The sequence below is a fragment of the Streptomyces sp. NPDC003697 genome (assembly GCF_053587115.1).
In genome coordinates this window covers 75,181-83,103 of the sequence record NZ_JBSFNN010000024.1, presented here as the reverse complement: position 1 = coordinate 83,103, position 7,923 = coordinate 75,181, and the positions used below count along the sequence as shown (strand labels likewise).

6 protein-coding genes and 1 pseudogene are annotated in these 7,923 nt (G+C 74.1%); 5 read left to right on the top strand and 2 right to left on the bottom strand.

All coding sequences use genetic code 11. From position 1 onward, the window contains the following. Window positions 1–113: pseudogene (locus ACWDNY_RS13065) on the bottom strand (ornithine carbamoyltransferase); the annotation flags it as partial. A 51-nt stretch (window positions 114–164) separates the two neighbouring features. Here ACWDNY_RS13065 and ACWDNY_RS13060 point away from each other — a divergent pair. Further along, window positions 165–494 carry a DUF7336 domain-containing protein gene (locus ACWDNY_RS13060; RefSeq protein WP_451645802.1) on the top strand — a complete coding sequence of 110 codons (330 nt, stop codon included), beginning with the start codon at window positions 165–167 and terminating at the stop codon, window positions 492–494. 106 nt (window positions 495–600) lie between these two features. On the opposite strand, the gene ACWDNY_RS13055 is transcribed toward ACWDNY_RS13060, so the two are convergent. Next, on the bottom strand, window positions 601–1,263 hold the full coding sequence (locus tag ACWDNY_RS13055; protein ID WP_451645801.1) for a bifunctional DNA primase/polymerase: 663 nt from the start codon (window positions 1,261–1,263) through the stop codon (window positions 601–603). Between the two features lie 449 nt (window positions 1,264–1,712). On the opposite strand from ACWDNY_RS13055, the gene nsdA reads away from it, so the two are divergent. The 4 genes from nsdA to ACWDNY_RS13035 all read left to right on the top strand — a co-directional run bounded on the left by nsdA (window position 1,713) and on the right by ACWDNY_RS13035 (window position 7,693). After that, the gene (gene nsdA / locus ACWDNY_RS13050; protein WP_451645800.1) at window positions 1,713–3,194 is read left to right on the top strand and encodes a transcriptional repressor NsdA; all 1,482 of its coding nucleotides are present in this window, start codon (window positions 1,713–1,715) and stop codon (window positions 3,192–3,194) included. Window positions 3,195–3,540: 346 nt separating this feature from the next. Continuing rightward, window positions 3,541–4,881, top strand: a complete 1,341-nt coding sequence (locus ACWDNY_RS13045) for an ammonium transporter (RefSeq protein WP_451645799.1) — start codon at window positions 3,541–3,543, stop codon at window positions 4,879–4,881. Beyond that, window positions 4,878–5,216 carry a P-II family nitrogen regulator gene (locus tag ACWDNY_RS13040; protein ID WP_289940149.1) on the top strand — a complete coding sequence of 113 codons (339 nt, stop codon included), beginning with the start codon at window positions 4,878–4,880 and terminating at the stop codon, window positions 5,214–5,216. The genes ACWDNY_RS13045 and ACWDNY_RS13040 overlap by 4 nt, the downstream gene beginning before the upstream one ends. A gap of 23 nt (window positions 5,217–5,239) precedes the next feature. Beyond that, entirely contained in the window at window positions 5,240–7,693 is a 2,454-nt protein-coding gene (locus ACWDNY_RS13035; protein ID WP_451645798.1) for a [protein-PII] uridylyltransferase, read from the top strand. Window positions 7,694–7,923 lie beyond the last annotated feature (230 nt).

The following is a 7,923-nucleotide window of genomic DNA, read 5'->3' as shown; positions in this document are numbered from 1 at the left end:
ACCTCCAGGTACTCCAGGCCGTGCCGCTCGTGGATCTCGCGCCCGACCGCGGTACCGAGGTCGTGGAAGGCGGGCAGGCAGTGCAGGAACTTCACCCCGCCGGGCCCGGCAGCACCGCGGCGATGCGGATCGGCCCGCGCGACGCGGACGGGCAGCCTGCGGTGATGCCGGTCCATCTCCTGTGGCACGTCGGACACCGCAATGAAGCCGGTGACGCCGGCACGACCCTGCACCGCGACGGCACCGACGTGTTCGTCGACGAGCAGGACGGCGACGACGTCAAGCTGCTCGGTGTCTACTCCTCCGCGGAGAAGGCGGAGGAACGGATGGGCCGGGCGCGGCTCCTGCCGGGCTTCGCCGACGAACCCGACTGCTTCGTCGTCGACGAGTACACCGTGGACGCCGACGAGTGGCCCCGGGGCTTCGTCCGCGTCCAGCCCGGGGACCAGGGGCCTGCACCGACGGCGGCGGCCGGAGACGGAGGCCCGCGGTAGCCGCCCGCGCGGTGGAGGGAGCGGGGGGCGGGCTCCGCGGAGCACCGGTCCCGCCCCCTCACCTCCGTGACGGCCGGCCGCCCGGGGGTCGCCTCCGCGGCAGGCGTCAGACGCCGGACCGGTGTGCCACGTAGGCCAGCGTGCCGAGCAGAAGGCGGGCCTCCGGAGGCGTCGCCGTGTCCAGGGCGGGCGCGCGCAGCCAGCGGACCGGGCCGAGGCCGCCGCGGTCGGAGGGCGGGGCGGTGATGTGCGCGCCCGCGCCCAGGCCGCGCAGGCCGAGGGAGGCCGGGTCGTCCCAGCCCATGCGGTAGAGCAGCCCGGGCAGATCGGCCGCGGCGCCCGGGGCGACGAAGAAGTGGACGACCCCCTCGGGGGCGGCGGCCACCGGCCCGAGGGGGACGCCCATCCGCTCCAGCCGGACCAGGGCGCGCCGTCCCACCGGCTCGGGCACCTCGATCACGTCGAACGCGCGCCCGGCCGCCAGCATGACCGCGGCTCCGGGCATCTCCGTCCAGGCCCGGGTGGCCTCGTCGAGCGTGGCGCCCGCCGGGATGCCGGGTGCGAAGTCGAGGGGATGGGCGCCGGGGGCGGGGCAGTCGCGACGGCCGCACGAGCACGCACCGCCGACCGCCCGCGCGCCGCGCACCACGTCCCAGCCCCACAGTCCGGTGTACTCGGCCACGGCTGTGCACTCCGGCGAGCGGGACGACCGGCCGCGCCGCCGCACGCCGGAGCGGATCTCGCGATTGCCGCCGATCGTGAACCCCATGCCCCCTCCAACGGTGCCGGTGCCTCGATGGTTACGACCCGCACGCGGGTCGTGACTCTCTGTTCCGGTCGTGTCCCGGCGGCGCCCGTCTCAGGCGGCGCCCGGAAGCATCCGAGGTGGTGCACTCAAGGACGCGCGCCCTCTGACGCCCCGCTCCGCCCGCGTCTGACTGTCCTATGTCAAGTGAATCGCGCCAACGCCACGGAGAGTTCATTCGAAGGGGTGGCGAATGGTGGCGTTTCCCGGATCCCCGTGGCTGGAGCAGTGATCGCGGGATTACTGTGAGTGTGCGGGTCCTGGGGGCACATGCGCTCGTGGGTATGCCGGAGGCAAGTCGGCCTCGCGTTCGAAGGGTGAGAACCAGCGGACGGGCGGCCGTATCGACCGGCATCCTGATAGGGCTTGGCGCACTCAGCGACAAGTGGTTCCAGGGAATTGGGGGCGTTCCAGTGAGCGGCAGCGGCGGTGGCGGGACGAACACTGCGAGTGCGGACAAGCGCCCCAATGAGCTGCTCGCCTCCTGGTTCGTGCGCAGCGGCTGGTCCAAGGGCGAGCTCGCCCGCCAGGTGAACCGCCGGGCCCGCCAGCTGGGGGCCAACCACATCTCCACCGACACCTCGCGCGTGCGGCGCTGGCTGGACGGGGAGAACCCGCGCGAGCCGATCCCGCGCATCCTCTCGGAGCTGTTCTCCGAGCGCTTCGGCTGCGTCGTCTCCGTGGAGGACCTCGGCCTGCGCACCGCCCGGCAGGCCCCGTCCACCACCGGGGTCGACCTGCCCTGGACGGGGCCGCAGACCGTGGCCCTGCTCGGCGAGTTCTCGCGCAGCGACCTGATGCTGGCGCGGCGCGGTTTCCTCGGCACGTCGCTGGCGCTGTCCGCCGGTCCGTCCCTGATCGAGCCGCTGCAGCGCTGGCTCGTCCCCGCGCCCGCCGCTCCGGCCGCCCCCGAGCCGTCGGCCGCCGGCCGGCGCCCCGGCCGGCTCTCCCGCCCCGAACTCGAACTGCTGGAATCGACGGCCGTGATGTTCCGGCAGTGGGACGCCCAGTGCGGTGGCGGCCTGCGCCGCAAGGCGGTCGTCGGGCAGCTGCACGAGGTGACGGACCTGCTCCAGGAGTCCCAGCCCGAGACCACCGCCCGCAGGCTGTTCAAGGTCGCCGCGGAGCTGGCCGAGCTGGCCGGCTGGATGAGCTACGACGTGGGCCTGCACCCCACCGCGCAGAAGTACTTCGTGCTCGCGCTGCACGCCGCCAAGGAAGCCGGTGACAAGCCGCTCGGCTCGTACATCCTCTCCAGCATGAGCCGCCAGATGATCCATCTCGGCCGGCCCGACGACGCGCTGGAGCTCATCCACCTCGCCCAGTACGGCAGCCGCGACTGCGCCGGCCCCCGCACCCAGTCCATGCTGTACGCGATGGAGGCCCGCGCTTACGCCAACATGGGCCAGCCCGGCAAGTGCAAGCGGGCCGTGCGGATGGCCGAGGACGCCTTCGCCGACGCCGGGGACTGGGACGAGCCGGACCCCGACTGGATCCGCTTCTTCTCCGAGGCCGAGCTCTACGGGGAGAACTCCCACTCCTTCCGCGACCTGGCCTATGTCGCCGGCCGCAGCCCGGCGTACGCCTCGCTGGCCGAGCCGCTGATGGAGAAGGCCGTCCAGCTCTTCGCCGAGGACCACGAGCACCAGCGCTCCTATGCGCTGAACCTCATCGGGATGGCCACGGTGCACCTGCTGCGGCGCGAGCCCGAGCAGAGCACCGAGTACGCCGTGCGGGCCCTGCGGGTGGCCAAAAAGGTCCGCTCCGAGCGTGTGAACACCCGTATCCGAAAGACCGTCGACAACGCAGTCCGCGACTACGGCGACCTCGCCGAGGTCATCGGCCTCACCGAGCAGCTCGCCACCGAGCTGCCCGAGAGCGCCGAAGCGGTCTGACCCCGCTGGACCCCGGCCGCGGCCGGCCCTCCCGAACTGCCCGACTCGGCTCCCCCGTGCCAGGTCGTCGGAAGGCCGCCGCGGCCGGCCCGCGTGCCCCCGCGGCGACGGCCCACCGCCGGCCCGGGGAAGGCCGCGCCACGACAACGATCGCGTGGCCGCACACCCCGCGCTTCACCGGGGCGTAACACACAGGGCGCCTTCGTCACCGCGGCGAAACAATGAGGGGCGCCGGCCGAAACGGCGCTCCGCCAGGCTCGTGGCGCATAACCGGCCCGCCCCTCACCCACCCGCCGCTTCCCGGCTTCGCCCGCACGGGGCCGTACCAAACGACGAGGAGACGCCGATGGCACCAGCCATCATGCTCGCGGCGGACGCGCCCAGGCTGTCGTCCGCCAACACAGGCTTCATGCTGATCTGCTCCGCCCTGGTCATGCTGATGACCCCCGGCCTGGCCTTCTTCTACGGGGGCATGGTCCGCGTCAAGAGCACCCTGAACATGCTGATGATGAGCTTCATCAGCCTAGGGCTCGTCACCATTCTGTGGGTGCTCTACGGATTCTCGGTCGCCTTCGGGTCCGACAAGGGCTCGCTGATCGGGTGGAGCTCCGACTTCGTCGGCTTCGCAGGCATCGGCAAGGCGGACCTGTGGCCGGGCTACACCGTCCCGACCTTCGTCTTCGCCGTCTTCCAGCTGATGTTCGCGATCATCACCCCCGCGCTGATCAGCGGTGCGCTGGCCGACCGCGTGAAGTTCACCGCCTGGTCGCTGTTCCTGGTGCTGTGGGTCACGATCGTGTACTTCCCCGTCGCCCACTGGGTCTGGGGCACCGGCGGCTGGGCCTACGACCTCGGGGTGATCGACTTCGCCGGCGGCACGGCGGTGCACATCAACGCCGGTGCGGCCGCGCTCGGCGTGATCCTCGTCATCGGCCGGCGCGTCGGCTTCAAGAAGGACCCGATGCGTCCGCACAGCCTTCCGCTGGTCATGCTCGGCGCCGGTCTGCTGTGGTTCGGCTGGTTCGGCTTCAACGCCGGGTCCTGGCTCGGCAACGACGACGGCGTCGGCCCGCTGATGTTCGTCAACACCCAGACAGCCACCGCTGCGGCGATGCTCGCCTGGCTCGCCTACGAGAAGATCCGCCACGGTGCGTGCACGACCCTGGGCGCCGCCTCCGGCGCGGTCGCCGGCCTGGTCGCGATCACTCCGTCCGGCGGTGCGGTCTCCCCGCTCGGCGCGATGGCGGTCGGTGCCATCGCCGGTGTCCTGTGCGCCATGGCCGTCGGCCTGAAGTACAGGTTCGGCTACGACGACTCCCTGGACGTGGTCGGCGTCCACATGGTCGGCGGTATCGCCGGCTCCCTGCTCGTCGGCCTCTTCGCCAGCGGGAAGGGCCAGTCCGACGTCGAGGGCCTGTTCTACGGCGGCGGCCTCGACCAGTTCTGGAAGCAGTGCGCGGGTGTCTTCGGGGTCCTGGCCTACTCCCTGGTGGCTTCCGCGGTCCTCGCCTTCCTGCTCGACCGGACGATCGGGATGCGGGTCGGCGAGGACGAGGAGGTCTCCGGGATCGACCGGGCCGAGCACGCCGAGACCGCGTACGACTTCAGCGGCGCGGGCGGCGGCGTCATCGGCACCCCGGCCGCATCGGCCCCGGCCGTCACGCAGACCAAGAAGGTGGACGCATGAAGCTCATCACCGCCGTCGTGAAGCCGCACCGGCTCGACGAGATCAAGGAGGCCCTGCAGGCCTTCGGGGTCCACGGCCTGACGGTCACCGAGGCCAGCGGCTACGGCCGCCAGCGGGGACACACCGAGGTCTACCGGGGCGCCGAGTACACCGTCGACCTGGTGCCCAAGATCCGCATCGAGGTCCTGGTGGAGGACGACGACGCCGAGCAGCTGATCGACGTGATCGTCAAGGCGGCCCGCACCGGCAAGATCGGGGACGGGAAGGTCTGGTCACTGCCGGTGGAGACCGCGGTCCGGGTCCGCACCGGCGAGCGCGGACCGGACGCGCTCTGAGGCACGAGGACGGGAGTCGCCGGGTGACGCGTACGCACGCCGGACACGAGGCAGGGGATGCGGGACCCAGCGGCTACGCGGCGGCCAGGCTGCGCCTCCTCACCGAGGAGGCGCGGTCCGGGCCGCTGCGCCGTGCCGCCCTGTCCCGGCTGACCGACGACTGGCTGGCCGGCCTGTTCGGCGCGGCGGCCGGCGGATCACGGGGCGTCTCGCTCGTCGCCGTCGGCGGCTACGGGCGCGGCGAGCTGTCCCCGCGCAGCGACCTCGACCTGCTGCTTCTGCACGACGGCGGCGACCCGTCCGCCGTCGCCGCGCTGGCCGACCGGATCTGGTACCCGGTCTGGGACCTCGGCCTCGCCCTCGACCACTCGGTGCGCACCCCGGCGGAGGCCCGGAGGACCGCGGGGGAGGACCTCAAGGTCCAGCTCGGCCTGCTGGACGCCCGGCATCTGGCGGGCGACCCCGGGCTGACGGCGGGGCTGCGCACCACGGTCCTCGCCGACTGGCGCAACCAGGCGCCGAAACGCCTGCCCGAACTGCGGGAGCTCTGCGCCGAACGGGCCGCCCGGCAGGGCGAGCTGCGGTACCTGCTGGAGCCGGACCTGAAGGAGGCCCGCGGCGGCCTGCGCGACGCCACCGCCCTGCGCGCGGTCGCCGCCTCCTGGCTTGCGGACGCCCCGCGCGAGGGACTCGCCGACGCCCGGCGGCGCCTGCTCGACGTGCGTGACGCGCTGCACCTGGCGACGGGCCGCGCCAGCGACCGGCTCGCCCTCCAGGAGCAGGACCAGGTGGCGGCCGGTCTGGGCCTGCTCGACGCCGACACACTCCTGCGGCAGGTGTACGAGGCGGCGCGCGTCATCGCGTACGCCGGTGACGTCACCTGGCGGGAGGTGGGGCGGGTACTGCGGTCGCGCGCCGTGCGGCCGAGACTGCGCGCCCTCCTCGGCGAGGCGAGGCCGGCCGTCGAGCGCAGCCCGCTCGCCGAGGGCGTGGTCGAGCAGGAGGGGGAGGTGGTGCTCGCCCGCACCGCGCGCCCCGAACGCGACCCGGTGCTGCCGCTGCGGGCCGCGGCCGCCGCCGCACAGGCCGGTCTGCCGCTGTCCCTGCACGCGGTGCGGCACATGGCGGCCACCGTGCGGCCGCTGCCCACGCCCTGGCCCGCCGAGGCACGCGAACAACTGGTCACCCTGCTGGGCTCGGGCCGCCCGACCGTCGAGGTCTGGGAGGCGCTGGAGGCCGAGGGGCTGGTCACCCGCCTGCTGCCCGACTGGGAACGGGTGCGCTGCCGTCCGCAGCGCAACGCCGTGCACGTCTGGACCGTCGACCGCCACCTGATCGAGACCGCCGTGCGCGCCTCGGCGATGACGCGCCGCGTCAGCCGTCCCGACCTGCTGCTGGTCGGCGCGCTGCTGCACGACATCGGCAAGGGCTGGCCCGGCGACCACAGTGTGGCCGGCGAGATCATCGCCAAGGACGTGGCCGGCCGCATCGGTTTCGACGGCGCCGACGCCGCCGTGCTCGCCACCCTCGTACGGCACCATCTGCTCCTCGTGGAGACCGCCACCCGGCGGGACCTGGAGGACCCGGAGACCGTCCGCTCGGTCGCCGAGGCGGTCGGCACCCAGGGCACCCTGGAGCTGCTGCACGCCCTGACGGAGGCCGACGCGCTGGCCACCGGACCGGCAGCCTGGTCCTCCTGGCGCGGTTGTCTGGTCGCGGACCTGGTCACGCGGGTCTCGGCGGTCCTGGCCGGCGACCCGCCCGGCGAACGCGTGGCCGGCGCGCCCACCGCCGAGCAGGAGCGGCTGGCCGTGGAAGCCTTCCGCACGGGTGGCCCGGTTCTCGCGCTGCACGCGCAGGCCGAGCCGCCGGCGCGGGAACAGCCGCCCTCCGGCGAGCCCGAGCAACTGGGCGTGGAACTGCTCATCGCCGTGCCCGACCAGCCCGGAGTGCTGCCCGCGGTCGCCGGTGTGCTCGCCGTGCACCGGCTGACCGTGCGCACGGCCGAACTGGACGTCCTGGAGTTGCCCGGCGGCGTGGACGACGGCGCGGTCCTGCTGCTCGACTGGCGGGTGGCCGCCCAGTACGGCTCCCTGCCCCAGGCCGCCCGGCTGCGTGCCGACCTCGTCCGCGCCCTCGACGGCTCCCTCGACGTCGCCGGCCGGCTCGCCGAGCGCGACGCCGCCCACCCGCGCCGCCGGGGCGTGGTGGCGCCCCCGCCCCGGGTGACGGTCGCGGCGGCCGCCTCCCGGCACGCGACCGTGATCGAGGTCCGCGCGCAGGACGCGCCGGGGCTGCTGTTCCGGATCGGGCGGGCGCTGGAGGACGCCGGGGTGCGGGTGCGCAGCGCGCACGTGTCCACGCTGGGTGCGAACGCGGTGGACGCCTTCTACGTCACCGCGGCGACGGGCGCCCCGCTGCCGGGAGAGGAGGCGGCGTCCGTGGCACGAAAGCTGGAGGAGACCCTGCGGGGGTGACCGGACACGCCCGGCGTCCGGCCTCCGCCGGGGTCCGGACCGCAGGCATCCGGCGCCGGCCCGCGCCGTCCGGACCCTGCCGCACGACGCGGCGGGCCGGAGCGAGAGGCCGGCCCCCGGGCGTGCGGCTCCCGCCCGCACGTGGCGTGCCAGATCGGTGTCCGGCCTTGGGCCCGTCGGTGCCCAGGCCCCTGAGGCCCGCCGTCCGGGCTTCAGCCCCCTGGAGGCCG

Bases quoted from the DNA above. Each gene is read 5' to 3' on its own strand.
- ACWDNY_RS13045 (WP_451645799.1), top strand. From the start codon at position 3,541: ATGGCACCAGCCATCATGCTCGCGGCGGACGCGCCCAGGCTGTCGTCC.
- ACWDNY_RS13060 (WP_451645802.1), top strand. From the start codon at position 165: ATGCCGGTCCATCTCCTGTGGCACGTCGGACACCGCAATGAAGCCGGT.
- ACWDNY_RS13055 (WP_451645801.1), bottom strand. From the start codon at position 1,263: ATGGGGTTCACGATCGGCGGCAATCGCGAGATCCGCTCCGGCGTGCGG.
- ACWDNY_RS13040 (WP_289940149.1), top strand. From the start codon at position 4,878: ATGAAGCTCATCACCGCCGTCGTGAAGCCGCACCGGCTCGACGAGATC.